At 54.1% G+C, this 22196-nt stretch carries 21 protein-coding genes; 10 read left to right on the top strand and 11 right to left on the bottom strand.

Annotated features, from left to right (window positions below; translation table 11 throughout):
- Positions 1-61: 61 nt before the first annotated feature.
- Complete coding sequence (gene yghX, locus AB1E33_RS18170; protein WP_372578686.1) at positions 62-949, bottom strand: YghX family hydrolase; 888 nt, start codon at positions 947-949, stop codon at positions 62-64.
- A gap of 95 nt (positions 950-1044) precedes the next feature.
- Positions 1045-2208 (bottom strand): pyridoxal-phosphate-dependent aminotransferase family protein, encoded by a 1164-nt coding sequence (locus AB1E33_RS18165; protein ID WP_372578685.1) that lies wholly within the window; start codon positions 2206-2208, stop codon positions 1045-1047.
- Positions 2209-2342: 134 nt separating this feature from the next.
- Here AB1E33_RS18165 and AB1E33_RS18160 point away from each other — a divergent pair, with 134 nt between their 5' ends.
- Positions 2343-5219: an FAD-binding and (Fe-S)-binding domain-containing protein gene (locus AB1E33_RS18160; protein ID WP_372578684.1), complete on the top strand. Its 2877-nt coding sequence runs from the start codon at positions 2343-2345 to the stop codon at positions 5217-5219.
- Between the two features lie 9 nt (positions 5220-5228).
- A complete protein-coding gene (locus AB1E33_RS18155) occupies positions 5229-5906 on the top strand; it encodes a GntR family transcriptional regulator (RefSeq protein ID WP_372578683.1) in 678 nt (225 codons plus the stop codon).
- Between the two features lie 42 nt (positions 5907-5948).
- Here the strand turns inward: AB1E33_RS18155 and AB1E33_RS18150 are convergent, their stop codons facing one another.
- The 5 genes from AB1E33_RS18150 to AB1E33_RS18130 form a co-directional block, all read right to left on the bottom strand.
- A complete protein-coding gene (locus AB1E33_RS18150; protein WP_372578682.1) occupies positions 5949-7025 on the bottom strand; it encodes an Ldh family oxidoreductase in 1077 nt (358 codons plus the stop codon).
- On the bottom strand, positions 7015-7887 hold the full coding sequence (locus tag AB1E33_RS18145; RefSeq protein WP_372578681.1) for an ABC transporter permease: 873 nt from the start codon (positions 7885-7887) through the stop codon (positions 7015-7017). The genes AB1E33_RS18150 and AB1E33_RS18145 overlap by 11 nt, the downstream gene beginning before the upstream one ends.
- A complete protein-coding gene (locus tag AB1E33_RS18140; RefSeq protein WP_372578680.1) occupies positions 7884-8693 on the bottom strand; it encodes an ABC transporter ATP-binding protein in 810 nt (269 codons plus the stop codon). Before AB1E33_RS18140 ends, AB1E33_RS18145 begins: the two co-directional genes overlap by 4 nt.
- Positions 8690-9649, bottom strand: a complete 960-nt coding sequence (locus AB1E33_RS18135; RefSeq protein WP_372578679.1) for an ABC transporter substrate-binding protein — start codon at positions 9647-9649, stop codon at positions 8690-8692. Before AB1E33_RS18135 ends, AB1E33_RS18140 begins: the two co-directional genes overlap by 4 nt.
- Positions 9650-9775: 126 nt before the next feature.
- On the bottom strand, positions 9776-10567 hold the full coding sequence (locus AB1E33_RS18130) for a fumarylacetoacetate hydrolase family protein (protein WP_372578678.1): 792 nt from the start codon (positions 10565-10567) through the stop codon (positions 9776-9778).
- Positions 10568-10595: 28 nt separating this feature from the next.
- On the opposite strand from AB1E33_RS18130, the gene AB1E33_RS18125 reads away from it, so the two are divergent.
- The 4 genes from AB1E33_RS18125 (at position 10596) to AB1E33_RS18110 (ending at position 14965) form a co-directional block, all read left to right on the top strand.
- On the top strand, positions 10596-11516 hold the full coding sequence (locus AB1E33_RS18125) for a FadR/GntR family transcriptional regulator (RefSeq protein WP_372578677.1): 921 nt from the start codon (positions 10596-10598) through the stop codon (positions 11514-11516).
- Between the two features lie 187 nt (positions 11517-11703).
- Positions 11704-12387 carry a fumarylacetoacetate hydrolase family protein gene (locus tag AB1E33_RS18120; RefSeq protein ID WP_372578676.1) on the top strand — a complete coding sequence of 228 codons (684 nt, stop codon included), beginning with the start codon at positions 11704-11706 and terminating at the stop codon, positions 12385-12387.
- Positions 12388-12447: 60 nt separating this feature from the next.
- On the top strand, positions 12448-13983 hold the full coding sequence (locus AB1E33_RS18115) for an acyl--CoA ligase (RefSeq protein ID WP_372578675.1): 1536 nt from the start codon (positions 12448-12450) through the stop codon (positions 13981-13983).
- A gap of 4 nt (positions 13984-13987) precedes the next feature.
- On the top strand, positions 13988-14965 hold the full coding sequence (locus tag AB1E33_RS18110; protein WP_372578674.1) for a 2-dehydropantoate 2-reductase: 978 nt from the start codon (positions 13988-13990) through the stop codon (positions 14963-14965).
- 97 nt (positions 14966-15062) lie between these two features.
- On the opposite strand, the gene AB1E33_RS18105 is transcribed toward AB1E33_RS18110, so the two are convergent.
- The 4 genes from AB1E33_RS18105 to AB1E33_RS18090 are packed head-to-tail and all read right to left on the bottom strand — an operon-like array spanning position 15063 to position 19036.
- Positions 15063-16586: a malonate--CoA ligase gene (locus AB1E33_RS18105; protein ID WP_372578673.1), complete on the bottom strand. Its 1524-nt coding sequence runs from the start codon at positions 16584-16586 to the stop codon at positions 15063-15065.
- Positions 16583-17881, bottom strand: coding sequence for a malonyl-CoA decarboxylase (locus AB1E33_RS18100; RefSeq protein ID WP_372578672.1), 1299 nt, complete (start codon positions 17879-17881; stop codon positions 16583-16585). Before AB1E33_RS18100 ends, AB1E33_RS18105 begins: the two co-directional genes overlap by 4 nt.
- A 1-nt stretch (position 17882) precedes the next feature.
- Complete coding sequence (locus tag AB1E33_RS18095) at positions 17883-18548, bottom strand: GntR family transcriptional regulator (RefSeq protein WP_372578671.1); 666 nt, start codon at positions 18546-18548, stop codon at positions 17883-17885.
- A gap of 41 nt (positions 18549-18589) precedes the next feature.
- A complete protein-coding gene (locus tag AB1E33_RS18090; RefSeq protein ID WP_372578670.1) occupies positions 18590-19036 on the bottom strand; it encodes a YciI family protein in 447 nt (148 codons plus the stop codon).
- A 23-nt stretch (positions 19037-19059) separates the two neighbouring features.
- Between AB1E33_RS18090 and AB1E33_RS18085 the strand changes: the two genes are divergently transcribed.
- From AB1E33_RS18085 to AB1E33_RS18070, 4 genes are read left to right on the top strand one after another with little or no spacing between them, the layout of a single operon-like run.
- A complete protein-coding gene (locus tag AB1E33_RS18085) occupies positions 19060-19944 on the top strand; it encodes a fumarylacetoacetate hydrolase family protein (RefSeq protein WP_372578669.1) in 885 nt (294 codons plus the stop codon).
- Complete coding sequence (locus AB1E33_RS18080; RefSeq protein WP_372578668.1) at positions 19941-20606, top strand: malonic semialdehyde reductase; 666 nt, start codon at positions 19941-19943, stop codon at positions 20604-20606. The genes AB1E33_RS18085 and AB1E33_RS18080 overlap by 4 nt, the downstream gene beginning before the upstream one ends.
- Before the next feature lie 18 nt (positions 20607-20624).
- Entirely contained in the window at positions 20625-21080 is a 456-nt protein-coding gene (locus AB1E33_RS18075) for an OsmC family protein (protein ID WP_372578869.1), read from the top strand.
- Between the two features lie 33 nt (positions 21081-21113).
- A complete protein-coding gene (locus AB1E33_RS18070) occupies positions 21114-22187 on the top strand; it encodes a C4-dicarboxylate TRAP transporter substrate-binding protein (RefSeq protein ID WP_372578667.1) in 1074 nt (357 codons plus the stop codon).
- Positions 22188-22196 lie beyond the last annotated feature (9 nt).

Here is a 22196-nt window from a genome sequence, read left to right as displayed (position 1 = left end):
GTGAACCGTGGCGTGCGACGAAGCGATGTCAATGCATGGCTGAATTCGCAGCCTACACCAATTACTTCAGATAGGTGTTGAACCAATCAATTGTGCGGTCCCAAGCTAAGTTTGCCATCTCCTCGTCGTGGCGTGGCGTGCTGTCATTATGAAATCCGTGGTTGGCATTTTCGTAGATATAGGCCTCATAAACCTTATCATTGGCTTTTAGAGCGGCCTCAAACTCGGGCCAGCCCGCGTTTATCCGATCATCAAGCTCCCCCATCTGAACCAGCAACGGTGCCTGAATTTTGGCGACATCCTCGGCTGCTGGCTGGCGTCCGTAGAACGGAACACCAGCGGCAAGTTCGGGGTAGGCCACGGCAATTGCGCTAACGACACCACCGCCGTAGCAGAAACCGACAGCGCCAACCTTTCCGGTGCAGTCATCTCGGTTCAACAGGTATTCGAACCCATTGAAGAAATCATTCATCAACTCGACCCGGTCCACTGTCTTTTGCAGCTCGCGCCCATCCGCGTCGTTGCCAGGATATCCGCCCACTGATGTCAGGCCGTCGGGGGCCAATGCCATAAACCCGGCTTTCGCCAATCTGCGCGCCACGTCCTCGATGTAAGGATTCAAGCCTCGGTTTTCATGGATGACCAGCACCGCAGGTAGGGGCTCATCCACACCGGCCGGTCTGACAAGGTACCCCCTTACATCGCCGGTTCCATTTGGTGAAGGATAGGTGATGTAGTCTGCATGGATATCGGGATCGTTGAAGGATACCTGCTCGGCCAAAGCATAATTCGGGCTAAGCATGCTCAGCAATGCAACCGCTGATAAACCACCAACCGCGAACTTACCGGCGCGGTCCAGGAACTGGCGCTTGGTGATTTTGCCGTGCGCGTAAAAGTCGTACAGGTCCAGAAGTTCCTGGTCGAAGTCCTTTGCCGTCATGCGAGTCATTTTAAGTCTCCTTATGAGTTGGCAGTCAAAAAGGTTCGTTATTGTCCGATCCATGAGTCTTGGTTTGGTTGCATTTTTAGAAACTCTGTCCGGCGCTACGCAGCCTTTAGATGTTCCAAGGCAGCCTGAGTGCCACCTCCGTTATGAGGCATACCGCTCTTGGTTAGCCCCATTTCTACGCCAGAAAGGGTGGCCATCAACATTAGGTCGTTGAAATCGCCCAAATGACCAATGCGGAACACATTGTCGGCTACCTTGGACAGACCATTTCCTAGTGAGATGTCATAGTGCTCAAGCGCCGTAGCACGAAATGCATCGGCGGAGTGACCTTCTGGGACCTTAACCGCAGTCAAGACGCTCGATTCCTGACCTTGATGTGTGCACAAAACCTCAAGACCCCAGGCGCGCACGGCAGCCCGTGTCGCGGCTCCGTGTTTGGCGTGACGGGCAAAAACATTGTCCAACCCCTCCTCGTGCAACATGTCGATGGCCTCATTCAATCCATAGAGAAGATTGGTGCCGGGGGTGTAAGGAAAGAACCCCTTCTGATTTGGCCCGACCATATCCTGCCAATCCCAGTAACTTCGCGGCGTGGTCACGGATTTTGAGTGTTTCAGCGCCCGATCGCTCACGGCGTTGAAGCTCAGACCAGGCGGTAACATCAGTCCTTTTTGCGAGCCGGAGACACACACATCAACCCCCCAGTCATCGAACCGAAAATCAATCGACGCAAGGCCGGAGATAGAGTCCACGATTAGAAGTGCGGGGTGTTTTGCTGCGTCTATGGCCCTGCGCACTTCCTCAATTGATGAGACTGACCCGGTGGACGTTTCGTTGTGAACGACGCAAACCGCCTTGATTTCGTGCTGCTCGTCCGCACGTAGACGGTCTTCAATCTGATTGGGGTCCGCGCCGCCGCGCCAATCCCCTTCGATCAGCTCTGGATGCAATCCTAGTTTTCCAGCCAAGTTGCACCACATGAAGGCGAAATGCCCTGTTTCGAACATCAGAACTTTTTCGCCAGGCGAAACCGTGTTCACAAGTGCGGCTTCCCATGCACCGGTGCCGGATGAAGGATAGATAAAGACGTTCTGTTTTGTCTTGAAAATCGTCTTCATACCATTGAGGGCTTTGTTCCCGACTTCTGCAAAATTGGGTCCTCGGTGATCAATGGTCTGCGTGCTTATGGCTCTCAGGATTCGATCCGGCACAGCACTTGGCCCTGGAATCTGCAAAAAGTGTCTACCCGCCTGACGCATTTGAACTGATCCTTACGCTGGTGCCAAAAAAGTGGCGCTATTGCCTATTGCAAAAGTTAATTATGAATTCATTATTCAGTCAACGGTGAAGTGAAGCGTCTAATTAGGCTTACAGGGAAGGGAAGGCGAACCTGATGGTAGAGAATGGATCGTTGTACCGCCGACTGTTGTCTGATGTACGGGGGGAAGTGATGTCAGGTCCGGCATCGCTTGCTCGATACTCGACCGATGCCTCAATCTATCAGATGATACCGGACGCTGTGGTGATCCCCCAGTCCACAGAAGATGTCCAAGCCGTGATGTCCATTGCGCGGGACGAAGGGAGTTCGGTTCTGCCTCGCGGCGGCGGCACGTCGCAATGCGGGCAAACGGTCAATCAGGGCGTTGTGCTGGACAACACAAAACACTTGAATCGTATTCTAGACGTAGACGTTGAGAAGCGAATTGCGCGCGTTCAGCCCGGTGTTGTTCTGGATCAATTGAACGAAGCTTTGAAGAAGCATGGCCTGTGGTTTCCCGTGGATCCCTCTACAGCGTCTCGTTGCACTCTTGGGGGGATGGCCGCAAACAATTCTTCAGGCGGAAAGTCTCTGCGATACGGGATCATGCGAGACAACGTCCGTGCGATAAACGCAATCCTGGTTGACGGCATGGAAGCGCGGTTCAGCGCTGATACGGCCGCATCAGGCAATTATGCGGATCTAGTTGGTGATATGCGCGCTCTTGGGCGTCGCGAGGCTGCTGAAATTGACGCTCGTTTTCCCAAAGTCCAGCGCCGTGTGGGCGGGTACAATATCGACGCCCTTGTAGGTAACGACATCAACATGTCCCATTTATTGGTGGGGTCTGAAGGCACATTGGCCTATTTCACAGAACTGGAATTAAGTCTGGCACAGCTGCCGGCCGCGAAAGTTACCGGTGTGTGCCATTTCCCGACATTCCGTGCAGCAATGGAGGCCACTCAGCACATCGTGACACTCAACCCCCAGGCGGTAGAGTTGGTCGACGACACCATGATTGCGTTGGGGCGTGAAATCCCATTGTTTCGCGAAACGATTAATGCCTTTGTTGAAGGCACTCCCGAAGCCCTGCTGCTGGTGGAATTCGCCGAGGGTAGCGCCGAGGCAAATGCCGCAAAACTGGTCGAGCTTTCGCAACTGATGGGAGATCTCGGGTTTGCTTTCAGCGGTGCGGAAAACCGGTGGGGCGGCGTTGTCTCTGTTACGGACAACTCTTTGCAGAACTCTATCGCCGAGTACCGAAAATCCGGGTTGAATGTCATGATGTCGATGAAAGAGGCGGGAAAACCAATCTCTTTTGTCGAAGATTGCGCTGTCCCGTTGCCCGACCTCGCCGAATACACCGCTGGCCTGACCGAAATCTTTGCAAAACATGGCACAAAGGGAACATGGTACGCGCATGCCTCGGTGGGGTGTTTACACGTGCGCCCTGTGCTGAACATGCGGCAAGACAAAGACGTCCGGACAATGAGGGCGATCGCCGAAGAAACATTTGATCTGGTCAAAAAGTATAAAGGATCTCATTCAGGTGAACATGGTGACGGGATCGTACGATCAGAATTTCATGAGAAGATGTTCGGTCAGCGTATCGTTTCTGCGTTTGAGCAGGTTAAGAACCGGTTTGATCCCGACGGGGTGATGAATCCCAGCAAGATCGTGAACGCGCCTGCGATGGATGACCGGCGATTGTTCCGCTATGGCCAGGACTATTCGGTTCCTGAATTCGAAACTTCGCTGGACTGGTCCACTTGGCCGGGTTCCGGAGGAGGGTTTCAGGGCGCCGTCGAGATGTGCAACAACAATGGTGCATGCCGCAAGCTCAAGGGTGGGGTTATGTGCCCATCTTTTCGAGCGACCCGAAACGAGCGTGATGTTACGCGTGGACGGGCAAATACGCTGCGGTTTGCGATCAGCGGGCAGATACCGGGCGGATTGTCGTCCGATGCCATGTTGGACACAATGAAGTACTGCGTGTCCTGTAAAGCGTGCGCTCGGGAATGTCCGACTGGCGTCGACATGGCGCGAATGAAAATCGAAGTATTGTCAGCAAAACGTAAAAAAGATGGGCTGACGTTGGCAGACAAATTGATAGCTTACCTGCCCCGATATGCGCCAAAAGTCGCGAAGATCGCGTGGCTTATGAATTTACGAAACAAAATTGGTCCCTTGCGTAAGCTATTGGAGGGACCGACTGGTATTTCAGCGCGACGTGACCTGCCAGTGTGGTCTTCTGCTCCGTTCCGTGATGCCGAGGCTCAGGACAATGATCCACAGGTGTTGCTGTTTGCCGATGTGTTCAACCGGTATTTCGAGCCGGAAAATTTACGCGCTGCTATCCGGGTTTTGCGGGCAACAGGACTACGGGTGGCCGTGGCGCGAGACAAGCGATCTGACCGGGGTTTGGATTGCGGACGTACTCTCTTAGCTATTGGCTGCGTCGACGAAGCGCGTCACGAGGTACAGCGTGTGATTGACACGACGCGAGAGGCAGTTGCAAAAGGTGTGCCGATAGTAGGGCTCGAACCTTCCTCTATCCTCACGTTCCGGGATGAAGTTATGGCGCTTTGCCCAGGGCCGGAAGCGGAGATGTTGTCGAACGCCACTCACACCTTTGAGGAATTCTTGGCCAACCAGCCGGATTTGCCCCTGAGTTCGTTGGATCGCCCGATCTATGTGCATGGGCATTGCCACCAGAAAGCTCACGAAGCTGTCACACCGATGCTCAACCTTTTGAAGCATATTCCGGGGGCACAAGTTCACATGATTGAAAGCGGTTGTTGCGGCATGGCCGGGGCGTTTGGATACGCGCCTGACACTATCGATGTTTCGATAAAGATGGCACAACTCGACTTGTTCCCGGCGTTGGAAGCAGCGCCTATAGATGCAGTTATCGTGGCAGACGGAACATCTTGCCGCCACCAAGTCGCCGAAGGTACGCAGCATCAAGCTATGCACGTCGCGCGCCTGTTGGATATGGTTCTTGATGTTTAGGAAATGGAAATGAACCTGACGGATAGCATCAAACGCACGACCCTTCACGAAGAACTGGTCGAAAGGCTGCGTAACCTAGTTGTCGAAGATGTTCTAAAGCCGGGTGAAAAGGTGCCCGAGAAACAGCTTTGCGACTCATTGGGGGTCTCACGGACACCGCTGCGAGAAGCCCTAAAGGTGCTTGCATCAGAAGGCTTTGTGGTACTTCAAGCCAACCGGGGAGCCCGCGTCTCAAGTGTCACGCGTGAGGAATTGGAGAATACGTTTCCAGTGCTTGCAACGCTTGAGCAACTGGCGGGAGAGTTGGCGTGTCAGCGCATGAACTCCGCGGAAACTCAACAGATCGAGAGCCGCCACAAGGATATGCTGAATGCCTACGATTCACGTGATCGACAGGCATATTTTAAGGCCAATCAGGACATTCATCAGGCTCTGATACGCGGATCGCGGAACGATATCCTTGAAAGCCACCACACGCTGTTGGCCGCGCGGGTCCGCCGCGCACGTTTTATGGCCAACTTGTCGGGCGAGCGCTGGGCGCAGGCAATTGACGAACATGAAACCATGATGGAGTTACTCAGGGCCCGCGACGCAGATGGGCTTGGAAAGTCCATGAAGCTTCACATGATGAACAAACTTTCGGCCCTTGTGAAAGCGCTGGAGGCTGAGGATGAATCGCTTAGTTAACGTCTGGTCGAATGCGCCTACCAGCTTCCCTCGGATACGCCGCTAGTCTGTCTTTAGACCAAGAAACGGGGGCGTCAGCCCACAGTCCAAGGCAAGATTGTTGAGGTCCCGACAAAGGGCCGGGTTGAGCCTAACGCCGTCTTTGCGGCGAGCCTCAGCGGCGGCCGTTTTGCCGTCGCCCGGCAGGTGCACGGGATCATGACCGGGCAGGGGGGGAGATGCACGCATTTCAGAAAACACGCGGGCTGCGTTAGAAGCAAAGTCTTTGTCCAATCCAAAAGCTGCCGGATCTAGCGCCATTACAAATTGCCCTGTGTTTGTGGACGACGTTGTGTCTGAGGTGAAGTTAACCACATCAGAGCCGAAGGCCGCGCCGTTCAAGACCCCGGCCATCAACCCGATAGCTACGGAAAGACCGAACCCTTTCGGACCGCCGATCGGCAAAAGAAATCCTTCTGACTTGAGGGCGGGGTCCGTCAATGGGTTTCCATCACGCCCAACCATCCAGCCTTCGGGCATAGGCTTGCCTTGCTGCAACAGGGTTTTGATCTTACCCATCGCGGCCACAGTCGTCGCCATATCGAACACAAACGGGTCGGGGCCATCGACAGGGGCGGAAAAAGCAATGGGATTGGTGCCAAGAAGCAAATCGCTTCCGCCATAGGGCGGGACATGGTTCGCGCTGCCTACTGCTGCCGCCATACCAAGCAACCCAGCCTCAGCTTGTGGACGCACATAAAGTGCGAGTGGTCCTGCATGGTTGCCGCGCCGAACACCGACCCACCCGATACCGGCTGCTTTTGCCTTTTCTATTGCAAGATCCCGCGCCGCCGACATAGCCAGATGGCCGAGGCCATCATCTCCGTCGATCAAAGCGGTTGCGACAGTCTCATGTTCTACAATGACTTTTGGCGTCGGATTAGAGCCGCCCCCTGCCAGTCTGGCAAGATACTGGCGCAAGCGAAAGACGCCATGCGTGCCGTATCCGTATATGTCGGCCTCGACCATCAGCGAGGCCACCTTGTCCGCATCTGTTTTTGGCACACCTCGAGTTTCGAGCGCGACCGCCACAAATTCACGCAGGGTGTGGCAGTCTATTTTCACAGGCTCAGAAGTCATCTCTTCCCACCTGTTCTTTGTGCCAGAACACCAATTTACGCTGTGTCCAAACCACTGACGCAAATACCACCAGACCAACAAGGCTGAGATACAGGATCAACGAGAAGACGCGCGGAGTGTTGAGCTGCGAGGCCGCAACTCGGATAAGTTCGCCAAATCCCTTGCCACCACCCAGGAATTCTCCTGTGATCGCACCAGCCATTACGCCGACTGCTCCGATCTTAAGGCCGGTAAAAATTTGCGGCAGGCCAGTCGGCAGTTTCATCTTGATCAATGTCTGCATCCGACTTGCGCCCATTGTCTTGAAAAGCATGCGCGCGTTTTCATCGGCGGCGTGAAGCCCAGCCGCAGTACCAACCACGATTGGAAATGTTGCGATAAAGGCGGCAAGCGCGACCTTCGATTCAATGCCAAAGCCTAACCACGCCACAAAAAGTGGGGCAAATGCCACCTTTGGCATGGTATCTATGGCCACCAGGTAAGGCATCACTGCCTTTTCACCAAATGCCGTTTCCCCCACCAATACGCCCAGCGAAAAACCGATCGCGATTGCCAGCGCAAAACCATAGATAACTTCTTTGATTGTGATCCACAGCGCTCCAAGCATATAGCCGCCAGTCAATAGATTTTGTCCCACGAAGATCATATCTTTCAGGGTTTCCAACGGCGTAGGCAAAATGATTGGGGAAACCAGCCCAAGGCTCGTCACACTTTGCCATGTGCCCACAAAAACCACGAAGACAAAGGTCATCGCCAGCCAGCGTGGGACCGAGTCGATAAAGTGAACTTTTTGCTCCCATACCGTGTCTTCTGCGGTGTCAGCGTCTTTTAGGGAAGGTGAATAGTTCTGAACTTCGCTCACATTTCTTCTCCCTTATCCAGGAGGCCGCGAATGTAGTCTACAATAGCGCCAAACTTGGGCGTCGTCATCATATCCAGCGTGCGGGGGCGTGGCAGGTCGACCTTCACAATTTCGGCAATCCTGCCCGGGCGTGGTTTCAACACGACGATTTCGTCGGACAAAATCACGGCTTCCTGAATTGAGTGCGTGACAAGAAATGCAGTCGCATCCTGTTCATGGCAAATCCGCTGTAGTTCCATATTCATCATGTCGCGCGACAGCTCGTCCAGCGCACTGAATGGTTCGTCTAACAAAAGCACGGCTGGTTCAGTGATCAGCATACGGCAAATTGAGGCGCGCTGTGCCATACCGCCCGACAATTCGTTTGGGTATACGTTTTCGAAACCTTTTAGACCCACTATGTCCAAAAGTTCGTGAGCCTTGCCCATTGCTTGCTTGGCGGCTGCTTTGCCGTCGCGGATCTCGATCGGCAATGTGATGTTTTCCACTGCTGTTTTCCAGGGAAAAAGCGTCGCTTGCTGAAACATCATACCAATATCCCGACGCGGCCCCGTAACTGGCAGGCCCTGTAGGATCACGCGCCCTTTGGTAGGCGGGATCAGACCTGCCATGATCTTGAGCAGAGTTGATTTCCCGCAGCCGCTGGACCCGATAACAGATGTGAAGCTGCCTTTCCGTAGCGTCAGATTTATATCCTCAAGCGCAACAACAAGATTGCGTGCATAGGTCTTGCTTAAATGGGTCAACTCATAGACCGGCGTGCCCAAGGGCGCGCCGGAAAACTCTTGAGCGGCTGCAGCATTCATTTGCTGGCGGCCTCGTTGCCAATGGCGGCAAATTCATTGGTCCAGGCGGCGCTCAAATCATCAAGCGGTCCCGGAATTTCGCCCCCAGCGACAAGTGCGTCTTGCCATTCTTGCCAAACCTCGGCGGGGTACCATCCCAGACCATTGCTTGGATCCGCAGCTATGGTTTTCGAACGTACGGCATCGAATAGCGCTGACTGGAATTCCTTGTCTTCGCCTTCCTGCGGATTGCCGTCCGCCAGATGCTTCAACACAGCTTCACGGTTGGCATCATCAAGCGCAAAAGCATGACCACGTGCGAAAGCGCGGCTCCAAGCCTCGACCAATTCGCGATCGTTAGCGATTGTGTCGGCCATTGTGGCGATACCGTTTCCGAAGAAACGCCCGAATTCCGCAGGTGTGATATCACGCACCTTCATTCCTCGCTGGTTCAGGATCGCTGTATCAGCTGTCGAAGCAGAATATGCGTCGATTTCACCGTTCAGGAAAGCTGCAGTCGCCGGGCCACCGTCGCCAACGGTAAGAAATGTGAAATCCTCACCCTCTTTCATGCCTGCACCGGTCAAGACGTTTCGTGCAAAACCCACTTCGGCACCGTCCGCAGTGCCGGTTCCGATGACCTTGCCCCGCAGTTCTTCAACGCTTTGGACTTCTGAGTCTTCCGGCACGGCGATGCCGAAGTTGCTGCGTGCCGCAACGTTGTAGATATGTACGGCATCTACATCCCGCGACCGCGCTGCAATCAGAGGTCCAGGCCCAGGGCGACCGAAATGCGCTTGCCCGGCAGACAATGCCTGAAGCACGGCACCTGAGCCGTTGATAGCCTCGACGGTTACGGACAACCCTTCATCTGCGAAGTACCCTTCTCCGATGGCAACAAACACAGGAAATGAGTTGATTGCCGAAGGGCTTGGTTGCACGAAGGTGATTTCACGCAAGTCTTGCGCAAAACCCATTGTTCCAAGTGCTCCTGCTACCGGAACAGCAGTAAGCAGAGACGCTGTGAAAGTCCTTCTGTTCATCATTGTAGTCTTCCTCCCTTGAACGTTGACGCCTCACAGCGATAGCTGCGTAGGAGCCATTTATACGGCGCGCACTGTATTCTTTAGCGTGCCGATTTCGGAAACCTCGCAGACTACGACGTCCCCGTTTTTTAAAAACTGCGGCGGTTCCATTGCGTATCCGACGCCTGATGGCGTACCTGTCGCAATGATGTCTCCCGGTTCTAGTGTCAGGCCTTCTGACAAGGATGCGATTAACGTTGGAATGTCGAATATCATGTCCGACGTCATCCCGTTTTGGCGCTGCTCACCGTTAACTGTCAGACCGACCGACAGAGCTTGCGGATCGCTGATGGCACCGGCGGTCACGATGCATGGACCAATTGGGCAAGATCCATCAAGCCCTTTGCCTTTGAAGTACTGACCACCATGGCGGCGCTGTATGTCACGGGCCGTTATGTCGTTCAGAATAGAATACCCAAACACGTGATTAAACGCGTCTGCCTTGGCGATGTTTCGCCCGCGCTTACCTATCACGACTGCCAACTCGACTTCGTAGTCGATGGACTGTGAAACCGAAGGGAAAAGCAGGATGTCAGCGTCTGGTGCAACGACCGAGGTCGGCGGCTTGGTAAAGAAAACCGGATGCTTGGTGATGCCGATTTTCTCTTTTTGTGCCCGCTCACCTTCCGCGATGTGCTCAGCATAGTTTCGCCCCACGCAGAACACGTTCTTACGTGGCGTGGGAATGGGCGACAGAAGCGGCGCGTCCTCGGGGACGAGCACATCCTGGAGTTCGCCTGCCTCACCCGCAGTAACAACGGCTTTCAACGCCTCCAGTGAGGTTTGGCCGCCTTCGATAACCGACTGCATCGTGCTTACGTCAAGAGCCGTAACTGGCATGAGCATCTTAATCGCACGCGAAACATCCAACCTGCTGCCGTTAGCAAGTATTGCGACACAAACGGCGTTGCCATCTACAGAAACAGTCGCTAAACGCACTCGGCTCTCCTCCTACATGCTGTCGCCCACTTCGGTCACCGATCTTGGCGGGCGACTCGGATTTGGTTGTCACTTGCACTTGAGTTTTTGCCGACTTGGCGCTTCAATCAATCAACCAATCAGCAAATTGGGTGGCAATGTGAACGAGCCTACAGAACTTTCGCAACGTGTCCGGGACCTGATCGACAATGCTGGATACCGACACAACGATAGGCTTCCGCCTGAAAGGGAACTGTGCGAATGGCTGGGAACAACCCGAAATCAGTTGAGGCGCGTATTGGCTGAACTTGAGGCCCAAGGGCTTATCTGGCGGCATGTGGGTCGGGGCACGTTCGTTGGTGCCCGACCGGTTCTCAATCTGACGGACGTGACCTATCTGGGTGACCAGATCAAGCCAGAACAGGTTGTGGGTGTGCGATTTACCATCGAGCCGCAACTAAGCCGCCTTGCCGCGCTTCATTCTACGCGTTCGGATCGCGAGCAAATGAGGCTATGCGTTGAGAGATGCCGTGCCGCAGAGGACTGGCGCACATATGAAGCGTGGGACAACAATTTACATCACGCGATAGCCCGGGCAACGCGTAACCAGCTTTTTTTGTATTTCTTCGAGACTCTTAACTCCGTTCGGAGGTCCATTGTGTGGGGACAACCTCGTAAAACCTTTAAACCCCCCGATGACTATTCCAGCTTTCGAGAGCATGACTTGATCCTGTCGGCGATATCGAATGGAGACGGAGAAGAGGCGGCGCAGGCCATGTTGGCTCATCTGAGATCTGTGTACTCCCGCGTGTTGCCAGCTAGCCTTGAGGCCGACCACTAAACTAGCGTCCGACCAATTCGGGAAATGGTTGGGTTAAGCTGCGGCTGAACCTCTTGCAAATCGACGGTCACATTGGCGATGACTGAGGCAAGAGCTACGTCTTTTCGGGCGTGGCACAGCATTGATCGGAACAAGGCCACAGATTGGCAAACCGATCTTTGGCAACGAAACGTTCAGGAGGAAAGCGATGCCCGATCATGTAATTCCCGCGGTGAAGGTTCACGAAATACCGGTAGAAGGCGGTGGCATGTTCCCGGTACGTCGGGTTTATTGCATTGGTCGAAACTACGCGGCGCACGCCATTGAAATGGGGCACGACCCAAACCGTGAACCCCCATTTTTCTTCCAAAAGAATCCCGACAACCTCGATCCGTCCGGGGAATTTCCATATCCTGCTCACAGCTCAGACGTACATCATGAAGCCGAAATGTATGTGGCACTAAAATCCGGCGGCACGAAAATCTCTGTGGAAGATGCTCTGGATCATGTCTACGGCTACGGACTTTCGCTCGATATGACCCGTCGAGATCTACAGGGCGAAATGAAGAAAATGGGTCGCCCTTGGGAAATCGGGAAGGCATTTGAGCACTCTGCTCCATGCGGACCGGTTCACAAAGCGGAAGATGTTGGACCACTTGACGAAGGCGCAATTCAACTATCGGTGAACGGGGAAATTAGGCAGGAAGGTGATTTGAACCAGATGATCTGGAAAGTACCTGAGATGATATCATACCTGAGCGATTACTTCGAACTTGCTGCCGGAGACGTAATCCTTTCGGGAACGCCTTCTGGCGTTGGCCCAGTCAACCGAGGCGATGTGATGGTTCTGGCGGTCGACAAACTGGGTAGCCTGACCGTCAACGTAACTTAGCAAGTACTGAGCCAAACCCTGCACACGAATAAGGCCAACGCTTTTGTAAACGGACCCCGGATGCCCCATTTAGTCGCTGAATTGATTGCACCACATCCTGGCACTGCAAATGCTATCGGTGCCCCAGGTCGATCTTGGCTGAACTACCTTAGGGTCCGCGAGCTTTGCGCAAAGGTCAAAAAGGATCTCCATCAGATCGGAGTAGGTCGCGGTGACCGGGTGGCAATCGTGTTGCACAACGGCCCGGAGATGGCGACGGCTTTCCTCTCCGTCGCCCAAGTGGCGACGACGGCACCTTTGAACCCTGCGTACACTTACGAAGAATACGTTTTCTACCTCAAAGACCTGAAGGCCAAGGCCCTTCTTGTAAACGAAAACGACGATGGACCCGCCGTAAATGCGGCAAAGGACCTCGGCATCGCTGTCTTGAGGGCCTCTCACGATCGCTTACATTCGGCCGGTCAGTTTTCTATTTTGTCTTGTGACCCAATTGGCACGGCTGACACATCCGCTCCGGGTGAAGATGATGTCGCCCTGATACTGCACACGTCCGGAACAACGTCGCGTCCCAAAATCGTCCCTCTGACCCAGGCTAATATCTACGCATCCGCGCGAAATGTGGCTTCGTCTTTGAAACTGACAATCGACGATCGCTGCCTGAGTATTATGCCGCTGTTTCATATCCATGGGCTGATTGCGGCTGTTGCCGCGTCTTTAGGTGCTGGATCTCAAATTAGCTGCGCCCCGGGGTTCAACGCTCTTAGTTTTTTCTCACAGGTCGTCGAAGTTGATCCGACCTGGTACACGGCAGTTCCGACAATGCATCAAGCCATTCTTGCCCGAGCTGCACGAAACCAATCGATCATTGAGCAATCGCGGCTGCGCTTTCTTCGGTCATCCTCTGCTTCTTTGCCAGGCCCGGTAATGGAAGAGTTGGTGGCAACTTTTAATGCTCCAGTCATTGAGGCCTACGGCATGACTGAGGCCACACATCAAATGTGTTGCAATCCGCTTCCTCCCGAGATGCAAAAAGCCGGATCCGTTGGATTAGCAGCAGGCCCGGAAGTTAGAATTGCGGACGAAAAGGAAAATATGCTAATTGCTTCGCGGACAGTCGGAGAAATCGTTATCAGCGGTCCGAACGTGACACCGGGATACGAAAGCAACCCGCTGGCAAATGCCGACAATTTCTTTGAAGTGGATGGGAAAACTTGGTTTCGCACTGGTGACCAAGGTTCATTCGACGAAGATGGTTATCTGCGACTAACGGGACGCCTTAAGGAGCTCATCAATCGCGGTGGAGAGAAAATCAGCCCACTTGAGGTTGACGCTGTACTCTTAAGCCACCCAGACGTTGCTCAGGCAGTTTGTTTTGCCGTTCCCCACGAAAAACTGGGCGAAGACATAGCGGCAGCTGTGGTGCTCTCAGAAGGCGCGGCGATCCAAGGTCAGGAGGTCCGGGCTTTTGTTGGCGCGCGGCTCGCAAAATTCAAGGTACCGACTTCAGTGGTTATTCTTGAAGAGATTCCAAAAGGCGCGACTGGCAAGATACAAAGGATTGGGTTGGCCGCTAAACTGGGACTGGCAAAGGCTTAAACACATGAAAGTTTGTATCTTTGGTGCCGGAGCTATCGGAGGTTACGTTGCCGCGAAACTTGCACAGACCGACACAGAAGTCAGTGTCGTCGCGCGCGGGCCCCACCTTGCGGCAATGCAGCAAAAAGGACTGACCCTGTTTGAGGAAGGGCAGGATCAGGTTAGCGGTCCAATAAGCGCTTCAGACAATGCTGCCGATCTCGGCCCACAAGATTATGTCTTCATCACACTAAAAGCGCATTCCGTCCCAGCAGTCGTGGACTCAATGCAGCCGTTGATCGGGGACGAGACAACGATTGTAAGTGGAGTGAACGGGGTGCCCTGGTGGTATTTCCACAAACTGGGCGGTCCTTACGAGGGAACGAGGTTGGCGTCAGTCGACCCGGGTAACGTTCAGTGGGACGGTTTTGGGCCAGATCGAGTCCTCGGATGTGTCGTCTATCCAGCCGCCGAGGTCATTGCTCCAGGATCAATCAAGCATATCGAAGGCAATCGTTTTTCGTTGGGCGAGCCCGATGGTTCTAAATCAGGCCGTGCTAACAAGTTTTCGGCTGCACTGTCCGCCGCTGGGTTGCGCGCACCCGTAAGACCAAGAATTCGGGACGAAATTTGGCTTAAGTTATGGGGTAATCTGTCTTTCAACCCGATTTCAGCTCTAACCCACTCAACACTTGATGTCTTGTGTACCGACCAAGGCTCACGCTCCGTGGCACGCGGGATGATGCTTGAGGCTCAGGAAATCGGTGAGAAACTTGGTGTAAGATTCCCGATAGATGTTGAAAAACGGCTCGACGGCGGAGCGGCTGTCGGTGTGCATAAGACCTCTATGTGGCAGGATTTGGAGTTGCGCCGACCGATGGAAATTGATGCCTTGGTCACTTCGGTGCAAGAACTGGGGCAACTTACAGGAATCTCAACGCCCATAATCGACACCGTAGCATCACTGATCAAACTGAGGGCAAAGGTCGCAGGTCTTTATTAATGTCTTTTTGGGCCTTGTAACAAGAACTTGGCTTGAGGTGGATAGACAGGTTCTCAGACCTAAGGGTCTTGGATGGTTTGAGGATTCGGAGGGACTGCTAGGGCGCGCCCATTGTCAGTTCCTTTTGCGTGTACTGTTCGCGCAGCACGTTCTTTTGAACCTTTCCCATTGTATTGCGCGGCAGGCCCGAGACGAGTCCGTAGGCGCGGGGATGTTTGAAGCGCGAAAGCCTGTCCTTGACCGTCCCCGCTATCTCTTCCATGTCAAGTTGTGCACCGGGTTCGGCAACCAGAGTGGCAATGATCGCCTCGCCGAAATCCTTATCAGGAACGCCAAAAACTGCTGACTCCAGGATACCACTGATGTCGTTCAAGATGTCTTCGATTTCTTTGGGATAGACGTTGTAACCACCAGTAATAATAAGGTCTTTTGACCGACCTACAATCGACAGGTAGCCATCTTCGCTGTATTGGCCCAGATCTCCGGTGATGAAGAACTCATTCTCTCGAAGCTCTTCGGCGGTTTTTTCGGGCATCTGCCAATAGCCTTTGAAAACATTGGGTCCACGCACTTCGATCATTCCAACCTCGCCCTGGGGCAGCGGTTCTCCAGTTTCAGGGTTGGTTACGATCACCTCGGTGCCGGGTAACGCCATGCCAACAGTTCCCGCGCGACGCTCACCACTATAAGGATTAGAGGTGTTCATGTTCGTCTCGGTCATGCCGTAGCGCTCAAGGATGCGGTGGCCGGTGCGCGTTTCGAACGCCGCATGGGTTTCGGCCAGCAACGGGGCTGAGCCGGAAATGAACAGACGCATGTTCCCCGTGACCTCTTTGGTGAAGCCTTCATCCGCCAGTAATCGGCTGTAGAAAGTGGGGACACCCATCAGAAGGGTCGAGTGCGGCAATTCCTCCAAGATCACGCCAATGTCGAATTTTTCCATAAACCGAACTTTGGAACCGGCGAGTAATGATGTGTTCATCGCCACGAAAAGCCCGTGCGTGTGAAAGATCGGCAACGCGTGAATCAAGCAATCGGCGTTGGTGAAGCCCCACAAATCCACAAGGGTTTGGGCATTGGACAGCAGGTTTCGGTGGCTGAGCATCGCGCCCTTGGACCGACCCGTGGTGCCTGATGTGTAAAGAAGCGCCGCGAGATCTTCTGGCGCGCGATCCACGGTTTCGAATACGCAAGGCTGCACGTCTGCCTCGTGGCTCAGGCTTGGATTTTCGCCACCCAGGGTCAGCAGCTTTGCACCAGATCGGACTGCCAATTGTTCGAGTTCAACTTTGTCGTTGCTGTCGCAGACGATTAACGCAGGCTGTGCATCAGAGATGAAATACTCCAACTCTGCCATGGTATAGGCAGTGTTAAGCGGCAAGTAGACAGCGCCTGCCTGAACCGCAGCAGCGTAGAGTGCAATCGTATCGGCCAGCTTTGGGGCCTGTACGACGATGCGATCACCTGGGGAAACTCCGCTATTTTGCAAAACATGCGCGATCTGCGAGGCGCGCTTCAGAAACACGTCATAGGAAACCACTTGGCCATCATCGAGTTGCAGGAATGAAGCCTCGTTACCTTTGTGGCAGGCAAACAGGCTGTCGTAGAGGGAGTTGGTCACGATGTATTTTCCCTTGATCTGACCGCAAGCGCTGTGGTTGAAGCCGCGCGAACTGAACGCGAGGCTTCGATCGTGGCATGTGTTGCGAATTCTTCGTGATGACGTTCTGTCTTGTTTAAATCGTAAAGGTAATTGACCATCGCACCGCCGGATTGGGACCGTCCATTTGGCGACAGATCAGCCTCAGCATGAAGTTCGTGAAGCTCGGCACCGTTACCAAGGTGAAACCGTGCCACCGGATCCAGCGGCATCCCATCTTCGCGCTTGGCGAACATCAGGTACCGGGCGGCCATAGCGCGCAAGTCCTGCGGCGTGGCTGTTTTTGCAAGCACGGCCTCGGCGGCATGGCCGTGCTCAGGATGTTCTGTTTCGCCAGCCAACCAACGGGTCAGCCCCGGTATCGGTGACAAGGTCACAAAGGTATCAAGCCCCTGAAGCTCTCGCGAAAGCTCGGTAACTACCTGTTTGATAAGTAGATTGCCAAAGCTGATACCCGTTAAACCCCTCTGGCAGTTTGAAATTGAATAGAAGGCCGCGACTTTTGCCAGTTCGGTTTCGATCGGTTCTCGACCTTCGGACAAAAGCGTACCAATCGCGTCTGGAACTTCAGCTGTCAGAGCAACTTCGACAAAAATCAGAGGTTCATCTGGCATTGAAGGATGAAAAAACGCAAAGCAACGACGATCTGGCGGGTAGAGCCTACGCCGCAAATCGTCCAGATCGTTGATCTGGTGGACCGCCTCATAGGCAACGATCTTGTCCAGAACGCGAGCAGGGGTGTCCCAGCTGATTTGTTTGAGGACAAGAAAACCTCGATTGAACCAGCTTCGCAGCAAATGGACGAAATCAATATCGGTTCGTTTGAGTTCGGGGTTGGATTTGAGAAAGCGCTGCAGATCAACGCGCATAGCCACAAGTTCTTGCGTCGCACCAGATGGTTGGTTCAGCCGACGCAGCAATTCTTGCCGCCTGGGTTCCGCGACTTCACTAAGCTTTTGATAAAGCTCGATGCTTCGAGCATCAGCGTAGAGGCGCGCCGTTTCAGCAAGCTGGTCTGCGTCTAACTCAAGCTGGTTGTTCAAATAGATGAAAAAGTCGAGTTTTGCCGGATCGTCCAAGATCTGGTAGCGATCAAGGATCGTGGAGGCGAGCATGAAGCCCGATACTTCACCTTCAGCGGATAAAAGCGCCTCACAAAGCTCTGCGATGGATCGTTTGTCATCTTTGCCCCGCCTTTTGCCGGGGCGGTCCAACAATTGGTTCAATAAATCACCCAGAAACCAATTCCGCTGCATCTCAGGAATCCATCTGGCTGCTCAGGTACTCACCTGTTCGACGGTAGTGATCGATCAAATTCCTAGTTGCGCTATCCGCGTCGTGATCCAGTGCCGCGTCCAGTATCTTCTGGTGCTCTGCGGAGATATCGCGCTTCTTGTAACTCGGCCCGCCCGCCGCCAAATAGCGGTAGCGAATATTGAGGTCGTAAAGCTGAGAACAATATCGCAGCAGCAATGGCATTTTCGCATTGTCCAACAATGCCATATGAAACGCTTTGTGAGCGTCTTCAAAGTCATGTGCCCCTTTTTGGCTGGCCTTTTTCATATGGTGGTGACGCAAAACAAGCCTGTCCTCCCAGGTCGCATCGGCGTTGGCGATGGAGGCGCGCAGCGCTGTTTCCTCCAGGTTGCACCGCAGCAGAAGGATTTCCTTGAAGTTACATTTACTCACTGGCGCAGCCCTGAACCCGCGCTGGTCAATCCGTTCAACCAACATATCCGAGGTCAAAAGGCTAAGCGCCTCGCGAACCGGGCTTGCGCCAGTGTCCAGTAGCCCACGAAGCTGTTCAATCTTTAGCTTTTGTCCAGGAGGCAGTTCACCTGTCAGGATCATTTCGCGCAGCCTTCGATACGCACCATGAGTGGCTGATGTTTCTTTGCCCTCGGTATCAAGCATGGCGTCCATATCCGACTTTTCCTTTTTGGCGGCGCAAACTCTTGGTGCTCTTAACTGAGGGCACTCGTTCCAGTCGATAGGCCAACTGAAAGGTTTAGCGAGCCTTCGTTTATCATCCAGCGTCGAAGTGCAAAGCAGCGGGCCCCGCTTTTGTGCATGGGATCGTCCTCGGCCAGTTTTCGGGCGGCCTCAAGACTGTCGGCGCGATAGATGATCAGGCCCATCCCCTGCATATGCTCTCCAGTCTCATCTGACATTGGCCCGGCAAAAGCCAACTGTCCCGAGCGTTCAAGTTGCGCCTGATATGCCAAATGATCCGGAAGCGACGCCTTTACATCTTCGGGCGCTTTGGCCGGCGTGCTGTGTGCAACGTATAGCTCAAAAGCGAGAGCTCCACGGCTCTTTGCTTCTGATTTGTAGTCTGCCCAAGCAACCATCAGTGTCTCCAAAAATATCGATATTATTTGACATATTGCAAAATAGTCGGCAAAAATCAAGCGAACTGACATGGATGGAAAAAATGAAATACCTGGTGGGCGAAACCTCGGAAGGCACTGCGGTTTTTGCCGTGAACGGTGAAAACGCAGTGAATTTAACGGCTTTGGACGCTGCTGTCGGTTCCGATCTGATGGGGTTAATAGCCAAGCCTGAGCTGACCGACTCACTGGCTGACAAAATCGCCGCTGCAGACAGTGTGCCTGTGTCGTCCATCACACCAGCATTGCCTGTAGTCGCGCCCGGCACAATCATTTGCATGGGGTTGAACTACACGGACCACATCAAGGAAGGCGGATATGACATTCCCGAGTATCCGACGCTGTTCATGCGCGGGAAGAACTCGATCATGGCGGCGGGGCAGCCCATGGTGCGGCCTGCCTGTTCTGAGAAGCTGGACTACGAAGCCGAGCTTATGCTGATCGTCGGAAAACGTGGTCGGCATATCTCGGAAGAGGACGCACTGGATTATGTCTTTGGCTACACCGTGTTCAACGACGGGTCGCTGCGGGACTATCAGCGCAAAACCGTTCAATGGACGCCCGGCAAAAACTTCGATGACACCGGCGCAATTGGGCCTTTCACCGTAACGCCAGACGAACTGCCCGATGGGGCATCCGGTCTGAAGATCGAAAGCCGCGTGGGCGATGAAATCCTACAAAGCTCGAACACCGCCAACATGATCTGGGGCGTTCGGCAGGTCATTACGACAATTTCGGAATATACCACTCTAGAGCCCGGAGACCTGATCGCGTTGGGTACACCACCGGGTGTCGGGCACGCCAAAAAACCCAATCCACGTTGGCTAAAGCCGGGTGAGACCGTCGAGGTCGAGATTGAAGGCATTGGAATCTGCGCCAGCCCGATCATCGACGAAAAGGACGCCAAGTCTAAGGTGGCCGCAGCATGAGCGCACCAACCGGGGCAGAACTGGAAGCACTTCGCGCCAAGGCGCAGCAGGATCATCGCGATCTGCGCGACCGCATTCCACGTTTGTCGGATGACGCGATCGCCTTGATCCTGCGCGAATCCAGATCGCACTACGCTTGGACCGGCAAGCCTGTTTCTGACGACATACTTGAAGAGATCTACGACATCACGATCAACGGCGCGACCAGCATGAATACTCTTCCCGCCCGCTTTATTCTTGTAAAAAGCGCCGAGGGCAAAGAGCGGCTTGCCAAGTCGTTAAAGCCGAAGAATGTGCCCAAGATGATGGATGCCCCTGTCACGGCGATCATTGCTTATGACATGGAGTTCTGGAAGGAACTGCCCTTTCTTTTCCCGCACGAAGATCGTCGGCCATTGTTCGAAAACAAGCCCGACTACGTGGCAGACACTGCCTTTCGAAATGGCACCCTTCAGGGCGCTTACTTCATGATTGCGGCCCGGGCTGTCGGGTTGGACGTCGGCGCCATGTCAGGCTTTTCGAACAAGATCGTCGACGAGGAGTTCTTCGCGGGCACGACGCTCAAGTCCAACTTTCTTTGCAATCTGGGCTACGCGGACGAGACCGGTTTGTTCCAGAAGCTTCCACGTTTCCCATTCGAAAAGGTTTGCTCTTATGCATGAGGAGGTGACGCTGTGGCTATGAAGGTAAAACCTGTCGTGACTTACCGCACGACAGCTCAATGCCCGACACATGCGCGTACCGAGATCCCAATTCGCGATCTTGATGTGATTGTCGACGAACCCGTCGAACGCGGCGGAACAAATCTTGGCCCGTCTCCGACCGAAACCGCAATGGCAGCCTTGATCGCCTGTACGAATGTCATCGGGCACAAGAACGCGCACCGGTTAGGAATTGATCTTGGCACTGTGACAATCGACGCGAAATGCAGGTTGGACCGGCGCGGGGTCCTGATGGAGGAAGAGATCGGTGTTCCGTTTCCGGAAATCGAGCTCACCGTGAAGTGTGACACACCCGCCAGTCAGGAGGAGCTGACACGGGTGGGCGAAGAGACAGCCAAGTATTGCGCCATCGCAAAACTGTTTGAAGCGGCAGGCACGGACCTGACCGTCAACTGGGTCAAAACAAACCAATAAAGACAAAAGGCCCAACTTTCTGGGAGGAGAGAAATGAAAATCTGGACCAAACGCAGCCTTTTCGGAGCTGCTCTGGCAAGCGTCATGGCGCTGCCTGCCGCAGCAGAAGAAGCTATTTCTGCCGTTGTCATCGATGGCTACCCGGACCGGGCATTGTGGGTGAAAGAATTCACCAACTTCTTCATTCCGGAAGTGGACAAACGACTGGCCGACTCCGGCAACTACAAGATGAACTGGCAAGAGAATTATGGCGGTTCAATCGTAAAGCCGAAAGGCGTTCTGGAAGGGATCCAGCTTGGCCTTGGTGACATCGGTATCGTGACAACGATCTTCCACTCCTCGAAGCTGCCCAGCCAGGGTATTTCAGGATCGACACCCTTTGTGGCATCGGATTCTCGTGCGGTGGCCAAGGCGGTGGATGAAATCGCGCGCGAATACCCGGCGATGCAGAACGAGTTTGCTGCACAGAACCAGGTCTATCTGGCCACGGGTGTTGTTCTCGACACGTATCAGATTTTCTGCACGGAACCGGTTACCTCGGTTACGGACCTTGAGGGTCGCAAGATTGCCGGTGCTGGCCTCAATTTGCGGTATCTAGAAGGCATCAAGGATGCGGCGGGTGTACGCGGTGGTCTGACCGATTTCTACAACATGCTTCAGACGGGTCTGGTTGATTGTGGAATGCTGTGGCCCGAAGCTGCGAAGACGTTCAAGATCGCTGAAGTGGCGCCCTATATGCTCAAGGCCGATCTGGGTGCTGTGAACTCAAAAACCATCACGGTTAATGCAGACTATTGGGCAAGCCTGCCGGACGAAGTCAAAGAGGTGTTGACGGCGGTTGCCATCGATTACCGTGACCATGTCGCCGGTATCGCGATGGACAGGGCTGCTGCTTCGCGGGATGCTTACGTTGAGGCCGGTGGAACGATCGTTGAGGTTTCGGACGAAGACCGCGCCGCATGGGCAAACGCCATGCCGAATGTCGCGCAGGAATGGGCCGCGACACTGAATGACAATGGTGAACAGGGCACAGAGATGCTGGCCGCCTATCTTGGCAAGCTTCAAGACGCCGGTTTCACCGGAGTGCGTGACTGGACGGCCGAATAACTGTCCGGC

The organism is Ruegeria hyattellae, assembly GCF_041537925.1.
Classification (GTDB): Bacteria; Pseudomonadota; Alphaproteobacteria; order Rhodobacterales; family Rhodobacteraceae; genus Ruegeria_C.
The sequence above is the reverse complement of the archived record's forward strand: the minus strand, read 5'-3'. Positions and strand labels throughout refer to the sequence as shown.

What these genes read in the sequence shown, in the direction of transcription:
- yghX (WP_372578686.1), bottom strand. Translation starts at nt 949, where the DNA reads ATGACTCGCATGACGGCAAAGGACTTCGACCAGGAACTTCTGGACCTG.
- AB1E33_RS18165 (WP_372578685.1), bottom strand. Translation starts at nt 2,208, where the DNA reads ATGCGTCAGGCGGGTAGACACTTTTTGCAGATTCCAGGGCCAAGTGCT.
- AB1E33_RS18160 (WP_372578684.1), top strand. Translation starts at nt 2,343, where the DNA reads ATGGTAGAGAATGGATCGTTGTACCGCCGACTGTTGTCTGATGTACGG.
- AB1E33_RS18155 (WP_372578683.1), top strand. Translation starts at nt 5,229, where the DNA reads ATGAACCTGACGGATAGCATCAAACGCACGACCCTTCACGAAGAACTG.
- AB1E33_RS18150 (WP_372578682.1), bottom strand. Translation starts at nt 7,025, where the DNA reads ATGACTTCTGAGCCTGTGAAAATAGACTGCCACACCCTGCGTGAATTT.
- AB1E33_RS18140 (WP_372578680.1), bottom strand. Translation starts at nt 8,693, where the DNA reads ATGAATGCTGCAGCCGCTCAAGAGTTTTCCGGCGCGCCCTTGGGCACG.
- AB1E33_RS18135 (WP_372578679.1), bottom strand. Translation starts at nt 9,649, where the DNA reads ATGGGTTTTGCGCAAGACTTGCGTGAAATCACCTTCGTGCAACCAAGC.
- AB1E33_RS18130 (WP_372578678.1), bottom strand. Translation starts at nt 10,567, where the DNA reads ATGCAGTCGGTTATCGAAGGCGGCCAAACCTCACTGGAGGCGTTGAAA.
- AB1E33_RS18125 (WP_372578677.1), top strand. Translation starts at nt 10,596, where the DNA reads ATGAGCATCTTAATCGCACGCGAAACATCCAACCTGCTGCCGTTAGCA.
- AB1E33_RS18120 (WP_372578676.1), top strand. Translation starts at nt 11,704, where the DNA reads ATGCCCGATCATGTAATTCCCGCGGTGAAGGTTCACGAAATACCGGTA.
- AB1E33_RS18115 (WP_372578675.1), top strand. Translation starts at nt 12,448, where the DNA reads ATGCCCCATTTAGTCGCTGAATTGATTGCACCACATCCTGGCACTGCA.
- AB1E33_RS18110 (WP_372578674.1), top strand. Translation starts at nt 13,988, where the DNA reads ATGAAAGTTTGTATCTTTGGTGCCGGAGCTATCGGAGGTTACGTTGCC.
- AB1E33_RS18100 (WP_372578672.1), bottom strand. Translation starts at nt 17,881, where the DNA reads ATGCAGCGGAATTGGTTTCTGGGTGATTTATTGAACCAATTGTTGGAC.
- AB1E33_RS18095 (WP_372578671.1), bottom strand. Translation starts at nt 18,548, where the DNA reads ATGGACGCCATGCTTGATACCGAGGGCAAAGAAACATCAGCCACTCAT.
- AB1E33_RS18085 (WP_372578669.1), top strand. Translation starts at nt 19,060, where the DNA reads ATGAAATACCTGGTGGGCGAAACCTCGGAAGGCACTGCGGTTTTTGCC.
- AB1E33_RS18080 (WP_372578668.1), top strand. Translation starts at nt 19,941, where the DNA reads ATGAGCGCACCAACCGGGGCAGAACTGGAAGCACTTCGCGCCAAGGCG.
- AB1E33_RS18075 (WP_372578869.1), top strand. Translation starts at nt 20,625, where the DNA reads ATGAAGGTAAAACCTGTCGTGACTTACCGCACGACAGCTCAATGCCCG.
- AB1E33_RS18070 (WP_372578667.1), top strand. Translation starts at nt 21,114, where the DNA reads ATGAAAATCTGGACCAAACGCAGCCTTTTCGGAGCTGCTCTGGCAAGC.